The sequence below is a fragment of the Kitasatospora sp. NPDC003701 genome (assembly GCF_053587085.1).
Window position 1 is genome coordinate 153,954 of record NZ_JBSFNM010000003.1, and the last position, 16,940, is coordinate 170,893.

14 protein-coding genes are annotated in these 16,940 nt (G+C 74.8%); 9 read left to right on the forward strand and 5 right to left on the reverse strand.

The window, feature by feature from the left end; all coding sequences use genetic code 11:
* Positions 1-111: 111 nt before the first annotated feature.
* Positions 112-1,500: an erythromycin esterase family protein gene (locus ACWDRR_RS04305; protein ID WP_449770659.1), complete on the reverse strand. Its 1,389-nt coding sequence runs from the start codon at positions 1,498-1,500 to the stop codon at positions 112-114.
* 303 nt (positions 1,501-1,803) lie between these two features.
* Here ACWDRR_RS04305 and ACWDRR_RS04310 point away from each other — a divergent pair, with 303 nt between their 5' ends.
* The 8 genes from ACWDRR_RS04310 (at position 1,804) to ACWDRR_RS04345 (ending at position 10,352) form a co-directional block, all read left to right on the forward strand.
* The gene (locus ACWDRR_RS04310; RefSeq protein WP_449770660.1) at positions 1,804-2,727 is read left to right on the forward strand and encodes a helix-turn-helix transcriptional regulator; all 924 of its coding nucleotides are present in this window, start codon (positions 1,804-1,806) and stop codon (positions 2,725-2,727) included.
* Between the two features lie 1,106 nt (positions 2,728-3,833).
* Positions 3,834-4,868, forward strand: a complete 1,035-nt coding sequence (locus ACWDRR_RS04315; RefSeq protein ID WP_449770661.1) for a phytanoyl-CoA dioxygenase family protein — start codon at positions 3,834-3,836, stop codon at positions 4,866-4,868.
* Entirely contained in the window at positions 4,865-6,196 is a 1,332-nt protein-coding gene (locus ACWDRR_RS04320; RefSeq protein WP_449770662.1) for a DUF6271 family protein, read from the forward strand. The genes ACWDRR_RS04315 and ACWDRR_RS04320 overlap by 4 nt, the downstream gene beginning before the upstream one ends.
* 21 nt (positions 6,197-6,217) lie before the next feature.
* Positions 6,218-7,426: a type III PLP-dependent enzyme gene (locus ACWDRR_RS04325; protein WP_449770663.1), complete on the forward strand. Its 1,209-nt coding sequence runs from the start codon at positions 6,218-6,220 to the stop codon at positions 7,424-7,426.
* Positions 7,423-8,010 (forward strand): GNAT family N-acetyltransferase, encoded by a 588-nt coding sequence (locus ACWDRR_RS04330; RefSeq protein WP_449770664.1) that lies wholly within the window; start codon positions 7,423-7,425, stop codon positions 8,008-8,010. Before ACWDRR_RS04325 ends, ACWDRR_RS04330 begins: the two co-directional genes overlap by 4 nt.
* 16 nt (positions 8,011-8,026) lie before the next feature.
* Positions 8,027-9,289 (forward strand): MFS transporter, encoded by a 1,263-nt coding sequence (locus ACWDRR_RS04335; RefSeq protein ID WP_449770665.1) that lies wholly within the window; start codon positions 8,027-8,029, stop codon positions 9,287-9,289.
* Between the two features lie 170 nt (positions 9,290-9,459).
* Positions 9,460-9,813 (forward strand): DUF6204 family protein, encoded by a 354-nt coding sequence (locus ACWDRR_RS04340; RefSeq protein ID WP_449770666.1) that lies wholly within the window; start codon positions 9,460-9,462, stop codon positions 9,811-9,813.
* Positions 9,814-9,887: 74 nt separating this feature from the next.
* Entirely contained in the window at positions 9,888-10,352 is a 465-nt protein-coding gene (locus tag ACWDRR_RS04345) for a MarR family winged helix-turn-helix transcriptional regulator (RefSeq protein WP_449770667.1), read from the forward strand.
* A 118-nt stretch (positions 10,353-10,470) separates the two neighbouring features.
* Here ACWDRR_RS04345 and ACWDRR_RS04350 read toward each other — a convergent pair whose 3' ends face one another.
* The 3 genes from ACWDRR_RS04350 to def form a co-directional block, all read right to left on the reverse strand.
* Positions 10,471-11,904, reverse strand: coding sequence for an RsmB/NOP family class I SAM-dependent RNA methyltransferase (locus ACWDRR_RS04350; protein WP_449770668.1), 1,434 nt, complete (start codon positions 11,902-11,904; stop codon positions 10,471-10,473).
* Between the two features lie 282 nt (positions 11,905-12,186).
* Positions 12,187-13,131, reverse strand: a complete 945-nt coding sequence (fmt, locus tag ACWDRR_RS04355) for a methionyl-tRNA formyltransferase (protein WP_449770669.1) — start codon at positions 13,129-13,131, stop codon at positions 12,187-12,189.
* Positions 13,132-13,183: 52 nt separating this feature from the next.
* Entirely contained in the window at positions 13,184-13,729 is a 546-nt protein-coding gene (gene def / locus ACWDRR_RS04360) for a peptide deformylase (RefSeq protein ID WP_449770670.1), read from the reverse strand.
* A 393-nt stretch (positions 13,730-14,122) separates the two neighbouring features.
* Between def and ACWDRR_RS04365 the strand changes: the two genes are divergently transcribed.
* Positions 14,123-14,731, forward strand: coding sequence for a hypothetical protein (locus ACWDRR_RS04365; RefSeq protein ID WP_449770671.1), 609 nt, complete (start codon positions 14,123-14,125; stop codon positions 14,729-14,731).
* Positions 14,732-14,817: 86 nt separating this feature from the next.
* On the opposite strand, the gene ACWDRR_RS04370 is transcribed toward ACWDRR_RS04365, so the two are convergent.
* Entirely contained in the window at positions 14,818-16,908 is a 2,091-nt protein-coding gene (locus tag ACWDRR_RS04370) for a primosomal protein N' (RefSeq protein ID WP_449770672.1), read from the reverse strand.
* Positions 16,909-16,940: the final 32 nt, after the last annotated feature.

Here is a 16,940-nt window from a genome sequence, read left to right on the forward strand (position 1 = left end):
AATCCGGCCCGCCGATCCGTCAGCCGCGTCAGCCGCGTCGGCCCGTCACAGAATCAGGTCGTTGTTCCCCGTGGAGATCCCGTTCACCCACCAGCTGCCGGTCCCGGGTGATCAGAGCTTGCCGGCCTCGTGGACCTCGTGGAGGTGGATGAGGATGTCCTGGGCCCGGCCGATGGCGAGGCTGGGGAGCGGGTCGTTCTTGAAGCTCGAACCGGCCTCGTAGACGGGGCGCGGGGTGTCGAGCCAGCTGCGGCCCGCGGCCGGCAGGGTGCGCAGGTCCACGTAGTAGTCGCGCCGGCCGACCCGGTCGAGGGTGTACTCCTGCATGTCGGGCGTGGCCGCGGGGACGGTGACCTTGTTCCAGGCCCCGCCGAGGGCGGTCCCGGTGAGGAAGGACCCGCGGTCGAAGGTGAAGCCGATGGCGACGTAGCCCCGGCCGAGGGCGTTGCGCAGGTGGACGCCCTGCGTCGTCGGGTACATCACCGGGTCGGACGACAGGTAGCCCACATGGCCGTTGTGCGCCGACAGCAGCATCCGGTCGCCGGTACGGCGGTGCCACCAGGCGGTGTTGTCGGCCATGACCTGGTCACGAAGGTGCTCCGCGGCGGACACCGACGCCGGATCGGACAGGTCGAGAGAGGCGAACGCGAAGGTCTGGGCGATGTTGCGGGCGTGCTGCTCGGCCCACTCGTAGGCGTCGCCGCCGGCTCCCTTGGTCGCGACGACCAGGTCGAGTGCCTGCTGGGCGACGGTGGCGTTGTGGCGCCGTTCGGCGACGGGCCTGCCCAGGTAGGCGAAGACGTCGTCCATGGGCCGCAGACCCGCGTACAGCCCTTCGAGGCGCGCGAGGTCCTGCGGGTGGGTCGCGCGGACCTGGGAGGTGACCCGGTCGAAGGCGGCGTCGCCGAGCCTGGGCGCGCCGACGTCGTTGCCCATGAAATGGACCCGGCGGTCCGGGTGCCGGTCGTTGTACCGCCGCATCCAGCTGATGAGGCTGACGAACTCCTCGCGCTCCCAAGGGGATCCGGCGAGTTCCTGCTTCGCGATCTGCCGCGCGTCGCCGGCGCCGCCCTGAAGGTACTCGTCGATCCGCAGGCCGGCCGTCCAGCTCATCTCCAGGGCGAAGGTGGTGAATCCCTTCTCCTCGACGAGGTAGCGGAAGACGCGTTCCTTCATGGCGAAGAACTCGTGCGAACCGTGCGTGGCCTCCCCCAGCCCGACCACCCGGGCGTCGCCGATCATCCCGCCCAGCGCCCGCAGGTCGGTGGTGCGGCCGCCGGGCTCGGTCGACCGGAGGGGTTGGGCGGCGCGCTCCAGAGCGCGCACCGCGGCGGCCTGCCGGCTGTCGGCCGCGGTGGCGCCCGGTCCGGTGGACGCGGTGGACGCGGAGTCGACCGCAGGTGCGGCGGAGGCCACCGGGGCCACCAGGGCGGTGGCGACGAGCGCCGCCGCCGCGGCGAGCAGCCCTCGTCGGCCGATCGCGTTCCTGTGCTCGCTCATGCTGATCACTCCTCGGTTCGCTGTTCCCCCGGTCACTGAAACGATCATGGCGGGGAGTGGGGGTGGTCCGCGCTGGGGCCGTCCTCCGATCCCGGCCGGGGGAAAACCCCCGGTCGGCGGCGTGACCGGCCGTCGGCCCCGGCGCCCACGGACCGCCCCCGGCCCGCCCCCGAACCGCCAGCGGAGCGCCAGCGGCCCCGCCGGACCGCCCCCGGACCGCCAGCGGCCCCCGCCGGACCCCGCCGCCGTGCCTGGTCCTGACAGGGCCAGGCACAGCGGCGCCGCATCGGCCAGAATCGGACCATGAGTTCCCCGACCGCCCTCAGCGAGTTCCTGCGTTCCCGACGCGCCCGCCTCCTCCCCCAGGAGGTCGGCCTGCCCGGCGCGGGCCGCCGGCGCCGGGTCGCGGGACTGCGCCGCGAGGAGATCGCCGAACTCGCCGGCGTCAGCGTCGACTACTACACCCGGATGGAACAGGGGCGGGTCCGCAACGCCTCGCCCTCGGTGCTCGACGCGCTGGCCCGCGCGCTGCGCCTGGAGGAGCAGGAGACCAGGCACCTGCACCGGATCGCGCGTCCGGCCGGCGCCACGCGCGCGAGCGGACCGGGGTCGGCGGCGCACCCGCAGCGCGTCCGGCCGATGCTGCGGACCCTGCTGAGCTCCCTGCCGGAGCTGCCCGCCCTGGTGATGGGGCAGCGGATGGACGTCCTGGCCTGGAACCGGGCCGCGAGCGCGCTCCTCGGCGACTTCGACGCCCTGGAACCCGCCGCGCGCAACATCGCCAGGATCACCTTCCTGCACCCCGAAGCCCGCTCCCTGTACGCGGACTGGGAGACGTGCGCCCGCGGGAACGTGGCGTACCTGAGCATGGAGGCGGGCCGCCGGCCCGACGACCCCCGGCTGCGCGCGCTGATCGGCGAACTCGCCGTGAAGAGCCAGGAGTTCCGCACCTGGTGGGCCGAACACCCGGTGCGGGACAAGACGTCCGGGGTCAAGCGCTTCCACCACCCGGTCGTCGGCACGCTCGAACTGACCTATGAGACCCTGCGTGCCGCCGACGACCCGACCCAGGCGCTGATCACCTACGCGCCCGAGCCCGGCAGCCCGTCCGAGGACGCCCTGCGGCTGCTGCTGGCCTGGACGGCCCAGGAGGGCCCGGAGACCGCCGGCGCCTCGCCGACCGGCACCGTACCCACCGCCGCCCGGCCCGAGGACCGCGTCCGGTAGCACGAACGCCGGAGACGGCCCGGGCCCGAGCACCCGACCCGCCCCCCCGGGCACCGGCCACCAGACACCGGACCCCGCATACCGGACGCCGGACGCCGTCAGCGCGGGCGACGCCCGCTGCCGCCCGACTCCCCTGCCGCCAGGGCGACTTGGCGCGCGCCCCGCTCGTCTCCGACGACGCCCGCGAGCGCACCCGCAGGCCCTCCCCCGGCCGCGCTCCCGAGGATCGTACGAGCCCCGGCCCCGCCCGGCGGACAGCGACACCGCCCGGGCGGCCGCCCGTACCGCACTGCCCCGAAGGGCAGGAGCGATGCCCGTTCGGGCAAGCGCCGCCACCTGCCGCGGAGGCCCGTCGGACACCGCCGCTCCCCTGCCGGTCATCGCCGGTCGGCCGGGTGTCATGGCGCCGTCCAGCCTCTCCCCGAGAAGGGTTGACACCGCAAGTTGGTCTAGTCCACCGTAGGGGAAGCAAGTTTGACGAGGTGGGAAGTCCTGGCGAGGCCCCTTGCCGGGCACGCGAGTTGGCCTGCGCCACCGCGTGTCCACCGAGGGAGTCAACGACCCGTGCGGGGCTCCGAGCACAAGAAGGAGGAAGGAATCCCGGCCTTGTCCTCGCGGGAACGGGCAGTCCGTCCATGGGCCCGAACGCGTCCATGGACCCGCATGCCCTGACGGCCCGACCGGGCCGACGAACCCGCAGGAACCGCGCGAGCAGTGCGCGCAGCGCCGCGCTCGCGCTCCGGGAACCGCAAGCACCGCAACCTCCCTGCCGCCCGAGCCCCTTCGCCCGACACCGTCGATCACTCGATCGCCCGATCACCCACCCCTCGTCCTCCTCACCCTTCACCTTCACCCTCACCCCGACCGGCGCCTTCGGCTGCGCTCTCCCAGCAGCCGTCCCCCGCCGGCCGTTCGTGGCCACCGCGCCCCGAACCGTCCGCGCCCGAGCACCCGTTGCCGCCGGTCGGCCGTCCTCCGACGCCGGTCCGCGGCGAGCCTCCGCGCGCGGCACGGCACGGGAGCAGCGGAGCGCCCGGGCCAGGAACCGCCCGTGAACCGGCGGTTCGACCCGGTCGCCGTAGTTTCCCGACCTCTGGAGTGATTGCATGCCGAAGCCTGACGGATACCTGTATCGGGCCGCCTCCGACACCCCGTACTTCAGCAACGACGGCGAGACCTACCTCGCCAGGACCCCGTTGAAGGACATCGAGAAGTCGCGGCCGCTGCGCGTACTCTCCGAGGAGGACTACGACTTCTGGCAGACGTACGGGTATGTGGTCGTCCGGGAGGCGATCCCCACCGAGGCGGCGGAGCGCCTGCTGGACTTCGCCTGGGACTTCCAGGGGCTCGACCGGGACCGGCCGGAAACCTGGTACGAGGAGCGGGAGTTCACCGACGAACTGGCCCAGCACCTGCACATCTACGGCTTCGTCGAGGCCTACCAGCACCAGCTGATCTGGGACAGCCGCCAGACGCGGCGGGTCTACGACGCGTTCGTCGACGTCTGGGACTGCGAAGAGCTCTGGGTGACGCTGGACCGGCTGAACCTCAACCCGCCGAACGTCGGGAACCGCGACCGCGCACTGATCGAGCCCACGGACACGGGCTTCGACATCGAGCTCCACTGGGACGTCGACACCACGCTCGGCAACCTGCCGCAGCGCGTCCAGGGGATCATCGCGCTCAACGACACCCGGCCGGACCACGGCGGCTTCCAGTGCAACCCCGAGCTGTTCCGGCGGTTCAACCGGTGGCAGGCCACCCAGCCGGCCGACCGCGACCCGATCCGGCCCGCCGTCGACCGCACGGAGTTCCCGGTGGTCCGGCCCGACCTGAAGGCCGGTGACCTGCTGATCTGGAACGGCATGCTCGCCCACGGGGTGGCCCGCAACACCTCCGAGAGCGGCGTCCGGGCCGTCCAGTACCTCTCGATGATGCCGGCGCTGGAGGAGCACGAGGAGCTGAAGGCCTCGCGGATCGCCTCCTGGCGCGACCTCTCCACCCCGACGTGGAACCGGACGCTGGTCGGCGACCCGCGCAAGCACGAGTCGCTGCGCTACGGCAAGGCCGATCTGAGCGACCTCGGCGCGAAGCTGCTGGGGCTGGAGTCCTGGCACGGCGGCCGGGACGGCGACGCGTGAGCGGGGCCACCGGCGCGGACCGGATCTGCCTGACCCTGCCCACCAACCGGGCCTGCGCCGACACCATCGCGTCGATCGGCGAGGAGGCGGCGTACGCCGCCGGGCGGTTCGGCGTCGAGGTGCACCTGCTGGTCCTGGACTCCTCCGAGGAGTCGACGTTCACCGTGCACGCCAAGGCCGTCGACGGGCTGCCCGCGGCGGCGGGCGTGGTCGTGCACCACCTCGACGAGGCCCGGCAGCGGGAGTTCCTGCGGCGGGTGATCGACGCCTCGGGTGTCGCCGAGCCGGCGCGGGTCCTGGAGCTGATGCTCCCGGACGCCGTCTCCTACGGCGCCTGCACCAACCGGGCATTCCTGATCGCCGCCGCCCTCGGCTGCCGCTCCGTCCACCGCCGGGACTCGGACAGCGCCTACCAGGTCCTGGACGGGAGCCCGGTCTTCCCGATCCACCACGAGCTGCTCTCGCTCGGCAAGCGGGCCGCCGACGCGGCGCCCGGCGTCACCGAGAACGCACTGGACGCGGCGCACGCCGGGAAGCCGGTCGCGCTGGTCGGCGGCTCCTTCGTCGGTGAACTCTCCGTCGACATCGGCGAGATCCGCGAGCTGGACCGGGCCGTCTACGACGAGGTGGTCGGCCTCTGGGCACCGACCGGGGCGTCCGCGCAGGAGAGACGGGAGCTGGTCGACGACTCCTTCGTCGGAGGCGGCACCGACCCCTTCACCCACGACCGCGCCGTCCTGGACGTCCCGGACATCTTCCGGATCGACATGTGCAACATCGGCCTCGACCACGAGGTGTACGAGCGCCTCCCGCTGCCGCCCGCGACCGACACCATCGGCAGCGACTACTTCCTGCTGCACGTGGTGCGCGACGCCACCCTGCCCGGGGTGGTGCACAACCGGCACATCGTGAACTACTACACCCCCGAGCGGCGGACCGGCCCCGGATTCACCGCCTACCAGCTGCGGTTCACCAAGTTCCTGCTGTCGATGCTCTACCTCTACCCGGTGTACTTCGACATGGAGGCGGCGGGCGGTGCGCTGCTCGACGACGAGCACCGCGTGCGGGTCGCCGTGATCGCCGACTCCGTCCGGCGCAGCATCGGGACGGACCGCGCGGAGAACGTCCGCCGGCTCGCCGTCCTCGACCGCGCCTACCGGCAACTCGGCGGCAGGTACGCCGAGTTCGCCGACCATCTGGCCACCCTGCGGGACCGTCTGCTCGACGAGGCACAGGCGGACACCGAGGACTTCGCCCTGTTGATCGGGGCATGGGGCCCGCTGGTGCGGGCGTGCAGGACCGCCGGCCCCGAGCAGCTGGCCCGCTAGCCGGGCCTGGAGCTATCGACGATGTCTGAGAACACACCCCTGCGCGCCGCCCTGGCGGCCGCCACCGACGACCGGATCATCTACGACCTGGACGGGATCGCGGGCCAGTACACCGCGCTGCTGCGCGAACTGCCGGGCATCGCCGTCCGCTTCGCCATGAAGGCGTGCCCGGTGGACGAGGTCCTCGCCCGCCTGGCCGAGCTGGGCGCCGGCTTCGACGCGGCCGGCCCGCAGGAGATCGCCCAGGCGCTGCGCACCGGCGTGCCGGTCGAGCGGATCCACTACGGCAACACCATCAAGTCCGACCTCAACATCGCCGAGGCCTACCGGCTCGGCGTCCGGGACTTCGCGACGGACAGCCTGGAGGACGTCGCGGCGATCGCCGTCCACGCCCCCGGCGCCCGCGTGTTCTGCCGGATCGCGACCACCGGGGACGGCGCGCTCTGGGGCCTGAGCCGGAAGTTCGGCTGCTCGGCCGCGGACGCCGTCCTGGTCATGACGGCGGCCCGGGCGGCCGGGCTGACCCCGTCCGGCCTGTCCGTCCACGTCGGATCGCAGCAGATGACCGCCGACGCCTGGCGGAACGCACTGGACTCGCTGGCCGCCGTCGTCGAGGAGCTGGGCCGGCGGGGGATCCTGCTGGACCACGTCAACCTCGGCGGCGGTCTGCCCGCCCTGGGCGTCCTCGACAAGCGGGGCCGCCCGCTCGATCCGCCGGTGGACAAGATGTTCGCCGTGCTCCGGGAGGGCATGCAGCAGCTCCGGGAGGTGTCGGCGTCACCCCTGGACTTCCTCCTGGAGCCGGGCCGCCACCTGGTCGCGGACCACGGCGCCATCCGGACCCACGTGGCCCGGCTGACCTCCCGGGAGCAGCTCGACGGCGAGCGCCAGCGCTGGCTCTACCTGGGCTGCGGCAAGTTCAACGGCCTGTACGAGATGGACGAGTTGCAGTACCGGATGGAGTTCCCGTCCCACCCGGACCCCGCCCAGCCCCTCGGGGCGTACGTTCCGGCCGTCGTCGCGGGCCCGACCTGCGACAGCGACGACGCGTACGCCGACGAGGAGGGCCTCGTCCGGGTGCCGGCGGCCGCCGCCTCCGGGGATCCGGTCTGGATCTTCTCCTGCGGCGCCTACGCCACCGCGTACACGACCCAGGGCTTCAACGGGTTCGAGCCGCTGCCCTACACGTGCATCGGCGGTGCCGAGGCCGCCGGGGAAGGTTCCGCATGATGGCCGACGAGCTCGCCGAGGGCGTCCGCGTGCGCCTGCTGGCCGCCGAGGACTGGGACGAGGTCGTGGCGCTGGAGGCCCGTGCCTACGGCGCGAGCGGACTGTCCGAGGGGCGGGCGTCGCTGGAGTCCAGGGCCCGGGCGTCGCCCACCACCTGCTTCGCGCTGGAGTACCGGGGGCGCTTCGGCGGCTACCTGCTCGCCCTGCCCTACCCGCTCCACCGGTACCCGGACCTGGGCCGGGCGGAGGCGTCCGGCTTCCGGTCGACCAACATGCACCTGCACGACGTGGTGGTCACCGAGGAGTTGCGCGGCCGGGGGCTGGCGCCCCTGCTGCACGGCCACCTCGCGGAGACGGCACGGGTGCGGCGGTTCGAGACCGTCTCCCTGGTGGCCGTCGGGGGCAGTGAGGCCTTCTGGGCCCGGCTGGGGTACCGCGCCGCGCCGGAGGTCGAGCTCCCGGAGGGCTACGGCGCGCACGCGGTCTACATGTCCCTGCACCTGCGGGCCGCCCCGCTCTCCCTCGCCGGGGCTCCCCCGCGCGCGGCAACCGCCCCCACGACCCGCTCCCCGGGTCACTCGTGAAAGACGAAGTGTTCCGATGACCCTGCTCCGCCTCCGCGACGACTACCGCCGAGCCCAACTGGCCATCGCGGCACTGTTCTGCTTCCTCGGCTTCCAGTACGCCACCTGGGTCTCCCGCCTACCCGCGCTCAAGAGCCGGCTCGACCTCAGCGAGGCCGAACTGGGTCTGCTGCTGATGGTCTGCGGCGTGGGCGCGGCGGTCTCCTTCCCCCTGGTCGCCGCGCTGATGAAGCGGCTGGGCTCACGGCTGCTCGCCACGCTGTCGGCGGTCTGCCTGGGCCTGGTGCTGCTCGGGCTGACGGTGGCGCCGAACTACCCGGTGACCCTGGCGGTCGCCTGCTTCGACGGCATCGCCGTCGGCTGCCTGAACGTCGCGATGAACGCGCAGGGCGCCGCCCTGGAGGTCAGGTACCGGCGGACGGCGATGTCCAGGCTGCACGCCACGTTCAGCGCCGGATCGCTGCTCGCCGCCCTGCTCGCCTCCGGCGTCAACGCCTTCACCACCACCCTCTCCGTGCACTTCGGCCTGGCCGCCGTCGTCCTCCTGGTGCTGCTCGGGCTCGCCCAGACCGGCATGCTGACGGACGACGGGAAGGCCGGGGACACGGCCGGGGAGACCGCGGAGCAGCCGGCGCCGAAGAAGCGGCGCGGGCTGACGCTGCCGTCCCGGGTGACGATCTGGATGGGCCTGGCGATGGTGTTCGGCACCGTCACCGAGGGCGCCATGAACGACTGGTCGGCGCTCTACCTCAAGGACGTCGTCGACGCGGCGCCGGAGCTGGCGCCGCTGGGCATCGCGGTCGTCTCGGTGATGATGGTCACCGCCCGGATCTTCGCCGACGGCTGGCGCACCCGCTTCGGCGACGGGCGGATCGTCCGGTTCGGCAGCCTGCTGGCCGGCGCCGGCCTGGCGCTCGCGCTGCTGGCCGGCGGTGTGGTGCCGACGCTGCTCGGGTTCGCCTGCGTCGGCCTGGGCGTCGCGGCGGTGACCCCCTGCATCTACGTGGCCGCGGCCCGGCAGGGCTCGGACGCGCTGGCACTGGTCGCCGCCACCGGGACGACCGGCCTGCTGGCCGGACCGGCGGTGATCGGCTTCATCGCCGACTCCAGCAGCCTGGTCTGGGGCATGGCCGCGGTGGCCGCGTCCGCCGCCGTCGTCTCGCTCTGCGCCACCCGGATCAGCTGGCCGGCCCTGGCCGGGAAGGACGGCGCGCCGGACGACGCGGAGCCGGCGCCGGCCGGGACGGCGCCGAACCAGGCCGCGCTGCACGAAGCCTGAGCCCCGACCGGACACCGCCGGGCCCTCGTCGGCCCCCTTCGCGGGGGCTCGGCCAGGGCCCGGCCAGGGCCCGGCGGGGGCTCGGCGGGGGCTCGGCGCACCTCCCCCGGACGGGACCGCCGACGAAAACGCGGTGGAACCGGACCGGCCGCGCTGGCTAGGGTCGAGGGATGACCACTCGCACCTTCCGCGTCACCGTCCGCGGCTCATTCGACGGCCTCGACGCCGACCAGCACGCCGAACTCCTCGCCCGCGCCGGCGAACACGACGTCCTGTACGCGTCGTTCACGCCCGAGGGCCACCTCAGCTACGACCTCGCCGCCCGCCCCGCCTTCACCTTCCGGTTCCTGGACGCGGGCGAGGCCGAGGAGGACATCCTGGCGGCCACCGAACGCGCCGAGGAGGCGGCGAAGTCCTGGCTCGACGAACGCGGTTACGGCTACCGGAGCCTCCGCTCCCAGGCCGAGGACCTCTCCCTGGCCGCCGTCGGCAAGCGCCAGCGCCGCGCCGCCCGCACCGCCTGATCCCGCACCCCCCACCCCGCCACCTCCTCGACGGCTCGATCCGCAGCTATACTTGAGCAGTCAAGGAGGTGGCAATGAGTTCCACGCTGGACGCGGCCCTGCGCCTGGTCCGGGCCCAGGCGGCCCTGGTACGGCGGTTCGACGCGAGCCTGAGCGGGCTGCACGGCGTCAGCCTGGCCGACTTCACCCTGCTGCTCCGGCTCGGCCAGGCACCCGGCGGCCGGATGCGCCGGGTGGACCTCGCCGAGGCGCTCGGCCTCACCGCCTCCGGCGTCACCCGGGGACTCGCCCCGCTGGAACGCATCGGCCTGGTGACCCGCGAGCCGGACGCCCGGGACGCCCGGGTCGCCTACGCGGCGCTCACCGACACCGGCCGCACCCTGCTCCAGGACATGCGCGCCACGGCCGAACGCGTCGCCGACGAGGTGTTCGCCGCCTCCTCCTGGAGCGCGGACGACATCGCCCTGTTCGCCGGCCTGACCACCCGCCTCGGCGGCACCGGCCTCACCGACCGCCCGCTCGCCGCCCCCGGGCCGTGATCGCGCACCGCCGACCGGAGCGTTCCGTGTCCGGCCCCGGCAACGACACGGGGCGTCCGGGCCGGCCACCGAGGATCTCCCTCGCCGGCCGGCCCGGACGCCCCGGTCACCCCGTGCGTCAGGCGGTGCGCCGCAGCAGCGCCAGGTACATCGCGTCCGTCCCGTGCAGGTGCGGCCAGAGCTGGACGTCCGGGCCGTCGCCCAGCGACGGCACCCCGGGCAGCAGCGGGCGGGCGTCGATCCACTCGACCCGGCCGCCCTGCTCGCGCAGCACGTCGTTCACGACGGCCCGGGTCTCGGCGAGGTGCGGCGAGCAGGTCGCGTAGCCGACGACCCCGCCGACCCGGGTGGCGTCGATGGCCCCGCGCAGCAGGTCGCGCTGGAGCGGGCCGAAGGCGGCGACGTCCTGCGGCCGGCGGCGCCAGCGCGCCTCCGGGCGGCGGCGCAGGGCGCCGAGGCCGGAGCAGGGGACGTCCACGAGGACCCGGTCGAAGCCGTCGGCGCGCCACGCGGGGCGGGTGCCGTCGGCGGCGATCACGGTGTACGGGCCGGGGTTGCCCTCCAGCGCGCGGGCGACCAGCCGGGCCCGGTGCGGCTGCTTCTCGCTGGCCACCAGGGCGGCGCCGCGCTCGGCGGCCAGGGCGGCGAGCAGCGCGGCCTTGCCGCCGGGGCCGGCGCAGCCGTCCAGCCAGAGCCGGTCCGGGCCGTCGAGCGGGGCCGCGGCGAGCGCGAGCGCGACCAGCTGGCTGCCCTCGTCCTGGACGCCGGCGCTGTTGTCCTGGACGGCCGGGAGCGTGCCCGGGTCGCCGCCCTCGGCGAGCCGGAGCGCGAACGGCGACCAGCGGCCGGGCTCGGCCTCGGGCAGCGCGTCGGCGAGGTCGCCGACGGCGATCCGGCCCGGGCGGGCGACCAGGGTGACCTCGGGCCGCTCGTTGTCGGCGCGCAGCAGGTCCTCGATCGCGGTGCGGCCGGAGGCGTCCGGCTGCCAGCGGCCGAGCGAGTCCCACAGGGCCGCGACGACCCAGCGGGGGTGCGAGTGGACGACGGCGAGGTGGTCCTCGGCGTCCTTCTCGTAGGGCGGGGCGACCTTGGCGATCCAGGCGTCGAGGTCGTGGGCGCTGATCCGGCGCAGGACGGCGTTGACGAACTTGGCCTTGCCGTCGCCGAGGACCACCCGGGCCAGCTCCACGGTGGCCGAGACGGCGGCGTGGCTGGGGATGCGGGTGGTGAGCAGCTGGTGGGCGCCGAGCGAGAGGACGTCCAGGACCGGCGGGTCGACCTTGCTCAGCGGGCGGTCGATGCAGGCGGCGATGACCGCGTCGTAGGTGCCCTGCAGGCGCAGGGTGCCGTAGACCAGCTCGGTGGCGAGGGCGGCGTCGCGCCGGTCCATGCCCTTCTGCTCGGCTTCGCGCAGCAGCGAGGGCAGGATCAGGTTGGCGTACGCGTCGCGCTCGTCGACGGCCCGCAGGGCGCGGAAGGCGACGATGCGCGCCGGGTCCTTCTTGGGACGGCGGTGCGGACGGGGCGCGCGGGCGGCGCTGGGTGTGCTCACAGGTGCCTCAAAGTGCTGCGGTGGTTATCGAACGAACAGTATTCCCCATGTCCGGGGACACGTCCCCGAAGGTACACCCCGCCCGCGCCCGAGGCCCGTCCTCGACGCCCGGGCGACCTGGGGCCGGCCCGGGTCACGGCCCCGGGCGGGAACGCCGCAGGCATCGGCGACCGGTACCCGGAACCGGCTCCGCGGGTGGGGCCCGGACCGGTCCGGGCCCAACCCGTCACCCCGGCGGTCCCGGGCGCCGCACCCGTGGAACGGGCACCCCGCCCCGGGGCGTCAGCGCGCGGCGTCCTCGAAGCGCTCGCCGGACTCGATGCGCGCCCCCCGGGCCCAGTCGGCGGCACGCATCGGCTTCTTGCCCTGCGGCTGCACCTCGCCCAGCTCGATCTCATGGCTGCCGGTGCCGACGCGGACGCTGTTCTTGCCGACGGCCAGCTCCCCGGGGGCGAGCGCGGCGGCGTCCGTCACCAGCTCGACCGGGCCGGAGACCTTCAGCCGCTCACCGCGGAAGAGCGTCCAGGCACCGGGCGCGGGGGCGCAGCCGCGCACCACCCGGTCGATCCGCAGCGCGGGGTGGGCCCAGTCGATCCGGGCGTCCTCGACGCTGATCTTCGGCGCGAGCGTGACGCCGTCGGCGGGCTGCGGGACGGCGTGCAGGGAGCCGTCGGCGATGCCGTCCATGGTGGCGGCCAGCAGGCGGGCGCCGGAGTGCGCGAGGCGGTCGAGCAGCTCGCCGCTGGTGTCGGTCGGGCGGATCTCCTCGGTGATGACGCCGAAGACCGGGCCGGAGTCCAGGCCCTGCTCGATCAGGAAGGTGGACGCGCCGGTGACCTCGTCGCCGGCCAGCACCGAGTGCTGCACGGGGGCGGCGCCGCGCCAGGCCGGGAGCAGCGAGAAGTGCAGGTTGACCCAGCCGTGCTTGGGGATCTCCAGCGCGCCGGGGCGCAGCAGCGCGCCGTACGCGACCACCGGGCAGCAGTCGGGGGCGAGTTCGGTGAGGCGGGCGATGAACTCCGGGTCGCTGGGCTTCACCGGCTTGAGGACCTCGATCCCGGCCTCCTCGGCGCGCTGGGCGACGGGGCTGGCGACCAGCTTGCGCCCGCGCCCGGCGGGGGCGTCGGGGCGGGTGACCACCGCGACGACCTCGTGCCGGTCGGAGGCGAGCAGGGCGTCCAGGGCGGGAACGGCGACCTCGGGGGTGCCGGCGAACACGAGGCGCATCAAGTGCCTTTCTGGTAGCGGGAACTCAGGGGTGGTGACGCGGCGCCGGCGGTCAGCGCGCGGAGCCGAAGGTGCTGTGCGGGGAGACCCGGACGACGGGCGCGGGGCCGTCGCCCCAGTCCGCCTCGCGGATCGCCTTGAGCGCTTCCTTGCGCCGCTCGCGGTCGAGGCGGTCGATGAAGATGATGCCGTCGAGGTGGTCGGTCTCGTGCTGGATGCAGCGGGCGAGCAGCTGGGTGCCCTCGACGGTGATCGGATCGCCGTACATGGTGAAGCCCCTGGCGACCACGCCGTACGCGCGCCTGGTGTCGTACCGCAGGCCGGGGAGCGAGAGGCAGCCCTCGGGGCCCTCCTGCTCCTCGTCGGTCAGCGACAGGTCGGGGTTGATCAGGTGCCCGGTGACGCCGTCCACGTGGTAGGTGAACACCCGTAGCGAGACTCCGAGTTGGGGAGCCGCCAGCCCGGCGCCGGGGGCGTCGAGCATGGTCTCGGTGAGGTCCCGGACGAGGTTGCGCAGTTCCTTGTCGAAGGTCGTCACCGGCTGGGCGGTGGCCCGCAGAACGGGGTCTCCGAAGATGCGGATCGGCTGGATCGCCACGGCGTACGGGCTCCTGTCCGTCGGGAGTTCGAGCATTCGGAAGTTCGGAGGTTCGGAGGTTCGGGGTGCAGGCGTTCGGGGTGCAGGCGTTCGGGGTGCGGGCGTTCGGCGTGCCGGCCCTCGGAGCCCGGGCCCACCGGACCACGGACCCGCGCACGGGCCGGCCACCGGTCAAGTCTATGCAATCGGATCCGGGGGCCGTCCGCCCCCACCGCACCCCTCCCGCGCAGGTCTTCGGCCCCCGACACCGTGTTCTGGCATATCCCGAGTCGGCCCGGCTGCGTGACCCCGGCGGCCGGTCCGGCGTTGGTCAAGTGAGATTGACCGGGGCCGGGACGCGCGGGACACCGCGTTCCGGCCGAGCTGAACCGTACGGAAGGTGGCACGTAGGCCATGGCCGAGCAGATCAATCACGACGCCCGGGCGCGGGCGAGCCTGCACCTGCTGGTGCGGGACATCGAGCGGGTGCGGCGGCAGGTCGACGCGCTGCGGACGCTCACCGCCCAGTTGGGCAACGTCTACCGTCCGCGCCGCCCCAGTACCTCGGCCGGGTTCGTGGTGTACGGGCGGGCGCCCGCGCCGACGGTGCGGCTGGCGCAGGAGCTGCGCGAGAGCGTGGAGACGCTGGTGGCGGCGGCGGTCGAGTTCGACCGCGCGCTGGGCTTCTCCTGGGACTCGGTGGGCTCGGCCCTCGGGGTCACCAAGCAGGCGGTGCACCGGCGCTACGGGATGCGTCGGCCGACCAGCGAGCTGCTGGCGGCCGGCGGGGTCCCGGCCGGCGGCGTCCCCGGGGTGCCGGGACCGACCCGGCCGGACCGCTCCGAGGAGCTGCCGGCCGCCGCGCCCGCCCCGACCGGGCTGGCCGCGACCGTCCCGGCGGCCCGCCAGGGCGGCCTGGACCGCAGCACCCTGGACCGCGCCGTACTGGACCGGTCCGCGCACGACCGCCCTACCCACGACCGGGGCGCCCTGGACCGCCCCGGCATCCCCCTGCGCGGCTGACCCCCGGGGCCCGTGCGGCCCGGCCGAGCGCGCCGAACCGCACGGGCCCTCGGCCGCCGTCGAGCAGCAGGACGCGGTCGACGCCCTCAGCCGATGTCCGTCGGATCGATCCGCACCTTGACCACCTCCGGCGACCGCAGCGCGATCCGCGCGATCTGCGCCGCCTTCAGCGCCGCCGCCAGCGCCGCGCCCTGCCCCGGTGGCACCCGCAGCAGCGCCCGCTCCTGCTCCTCCCCCCGCAGCGCGGTGGCGGGCACCGGCCCCAGCACGTCCGCCTCGGAGGGCAGCCGGATCAGCCCGAGCAGATCCGCCACCGCCGCCGGACTGCCACTGACCGAGGCCATCCGCGACACCGGGGGGAAGTGCAGCTGCGCCCGCTCCTCCAGCTCCAGCCCGGCGTGGCCGAGCGGGTCCCAGCGGACCAGCGCCTGCACCGGCCGCGCCGTCGGCTCGGCCACCACGACCACCGTGCCGCCCTCCGTCGAGGGCTTCACCAGCGCGGCGGCGGTCAGCCAGAGCCGCAGCGTCTCCTCGCCCGCCCGCAGGTCCGGCCGACCGAGCAGCGCCCAGCCGTCCAGCAGCAGCGCGGCCGCGTAGCCGCTGCCGCCCTCCACCACCGGCTCGGCGCCCGGGGTGGAGATCACCAGGGCGGGCTCCGCCGGGACGGTCGTCAGCACCGCGTCCCGCCCGGAGGTCCGGACCGGGATCCGCGGGAACGCCTTGCCCAGCTCCTCCGCCGTCCGCCGGGCCCCGACCACCTGGGCCCGCAGGCGGAACGAGCCGCACTCCTGGCAGTGCCAGTCGGCCGCGGCCTCCCCGCACCACCCGCACTGCAGCGGCGCGTCGGCGGACGGAGCCTCCAGCGGTCCCTCGCACCGGCGGCAGCGCGCGGGCGTGCGGCAGTTCCCGCAGGACAGCCGGGGCACGTAGCCGCGGCGCGGCACCTGGATGAGGACCGGGCCGCCGCTCGCCAGCGCCTCCCGTGCCACCTCCCAGGCCACCGAGGGCAGCCGGGCGGCCTGGGCCGCGGCGTCCCGGTGCTGGTCCTGGTCGGTGACGGTGCGGACCCTCGGCGCCACCTGCCGCACGGTCTCCCGGTCGGCCACCAGCGGCCGGGCCCAGCCGGTGCTGACCAGCTGCGCGCCCTCGACCGTGACGGCGTGCCCGCCGAGCAGGACGGCCGCGCCCTCCTCGGCGGCGCGCAGCAGCGCGACCTCCCGCACGTGCGGGTGCGGGCTGCGCGGATCGCTGTGGCTGCTGTCACCGTCGGACCAGACGACCACCAGCCCGAGGTCGTGCACCGGCGCGAACATGGCGGCGCGGGTGCCGATGGCGGCGCGCACCGAGCCGCGGCTCACCGTCAGCCAGCGCCGGTAGCGCTCGCGGGGGCCGAGGTCGGCCTCCAGGGTCGCGTGCATGCCCTCGCCGAGCAGCTCGGTGAGCGCCTGGTCCACCCGCGCCACCGAGCGTCCCTCCGGCAGGACGACCAGCGCGCCGCGCCCGCTCGCCAGCGTGGCGGCGACGGCCCGGGCGATCTCGTAGGGCCAGCCGGGGCCGGGCAGCGCCGTCCAGACCGCGCGCGGCGAGCCGCCGGCGGCCAGCGAGGCGAGGAAGTCGGCCCCGGCGGGGTAGCGGGACCAGCCGCCGGCCTGCGGCGCCCGGGGCAGCGGGCCGGGCGGCGGCGAGGGCTCCGCCTCGGCCTTGGCGTGCCGGGGCGGAACGGCCAGCTGCAGGACGTCCGCCAGGGTGCCCGCGTACCGGTCGGCGACGGTACGGCAGAGCCGCAGCAGCTGCGGGGTGAGCACCGGCTCGGGCGAGAGGACCTGGGCGAGCGGCGCCAGCGGACCGGGGAAGTCGCTCTTCTCCAGGCGCTCGACGATGAACCCGTCGTGCAGTTCCCCGCCCTCGCGCTGGCCCTTCACCACCCGCGCCCCGAAGCGCACCCGGACCCGGACGCCGGGCCGGGCGTCCTCCGCCATCACGGCGGGCACCTCGTAGTCGAAGAACTTGTCGATGGTCAGGACGCCCTTGTCGACCACCACCCGGGCCACCGGCAGGTGCTCGGCCCGCTTGGCGCCGTGCCACGTCCGGGGCTTGGCGCGGCGGACCGTCTCCCGGATGAAGGCAAGCTGCTCCGGCGCCGCCCCGGCCTCGTCACTCCCCTGCGTGCTGCTCATCGCTCCCAGTACTACCAGGTCACACCGACACG

Coding starts and splice junctions, on each gene's coding strand:
- ACWDRR_RS04365 (WP_449770671.1), top strand. CDS start 14,123: ATGGCCGAGCAGATCAATCACGACGCCCGGGCGCGGGCGAGCCTGCAC.
- ACWDRR_RS04310 (WP_449770660.1), top strand. CDS start 1,804: ATGAGTTCCCCGACCGCCCTCAGCGAGTTCCTGCGTTCCCGACGCGCC.
- ACWDRR_RS04335 (WP_449770665.1), top strand. CDS start 8,027: ATGACCCTGCTCCGCCTCCGCGACGACTACCGCCGAGCCCAACTGGCC.
- ACWDRR_RS04305 (WP_449770659.1), bottom strand. CDS start 1,500: ATGAGCGAGCACAGGAACGCGATCGGCCGACGAGGGCTGCTCGCCGCG.
- ACWDRR_RS04370 (WP_449770672.1), bottom strand. CDS start 16,908: ATGAGCAGCACGCAGGGGAGTGACGAGGCCGGGGCGGCGCCGGAGCAG.
- ACWDRR_RS04330 (WP_449770664.1), top strand. CDS start 7,423: ATGATGGCCGACGAGCTCGCCGAGGGCGTCCGCGTGCGCCTGCTGGCC.
- ACWDRR_RS04345 (WP_449770667.1), top strand. CDS start 9,888: ATGAGTTCCACGCTGGACGCGGCCCTGCGCCTGGTCCGGGCCCAGGCG.
- ACWDRR_RS04325 (WP_449770663.1), top strand. CDS start 6,218: ATGTCTGAGAACACACCCCTGCGCGCCGCCCTGGCGGCCGCCACCGAC.
- ACWDRR_RS04315 (WP_449770661.1), top strand. CDS start 3,834: ATGCCGAAGCCTGACGGATACCTGTATCGGGCCGCCTCCGACACCCCG.
- fmt (WP_449770669.1), bottom strand. CDS start 13,131: ATGCGCCTCGTGTTCGCCGGCACCCCCGAGGTCGCCGTTCCCGCCCTG.
- ACWDRR_RS04340 (WP_449770666.1), top strand. CDS start 9,460: ATGACCACTCGCACCTTCCGCGTCACCGTCCGCGGCTCATTCGACGGC.